Source organism: uncultured Pontibacter sp. (assembly GCF_947495565.1).
Taxonomy (GTDB): Bacteria; Bacteroidota; Bacteroidia; order Cytophagales; family Hymenobacteraceae; genus Pontibacter.
On record NZ_CANLZM010000038.1, the window covers coordinates 1 to 538 of the forward strand.

General features: G+C 44.4%; 1 protein-coding gene. It reads right to left on the bottom strand.

Annotated elements, in window-relative coordinates:
- Positions 1–76: 76 nt before the first annotated feature.
- The coding region (locus tag Q1B04_RS19960) for a carboxypeptidase-like regulatory domain-containing protein (RefSeq protein ID WP_299762772.1) at positions 77–538 on the bottom strand (462 nt) is incomplete at its 5' end.

Genomic DNA, 538 nt, shown 5'->3' on the forward strand with positions numbered 1-538 from the left:
CAACGGCTCGTGTATACCTTGTGCGAGGCTATCAGCCGAAGCATAGGGTATAAATCTTGTTGTGCGCAGGTGTTCTTTATAATTCTCTGTTGTGAATCTTGCAGTAGTACTGTGGGTCACAATCTGTTACTATACATGCTGCTAAATGCACCAACCCTTTTTCTGCCTTTTTCATTGTCTTCTTTGTCGGCAGTCCATATACTATAGGTATTATTCCGTCGGTATGCCCACCGATACATTTAGGCTTCTGTCCCTTTTCATATGTGAACTTGCAAGGCGGTGGATATAGCAGACTTATAGTAGTAGTTTCACCGTCCGATACAGCCACGCTATCCGTAATTGCGTCTCTGAACCCAAGCTGCCTGATGACCAAAGTATAATTACCTTCTGGTATGTCTTTGATTACAAAGTGGCCGCTACTATCTGGCACAGCACCGTTGACTGTTGCTTCACCTTTTTGCAGAAGCACCTTCAGATACTTGAACTCCATCAATGAGTCCTGCAAAGCTATTTGCCCTGTTACTTGTCCGTTCTGGCA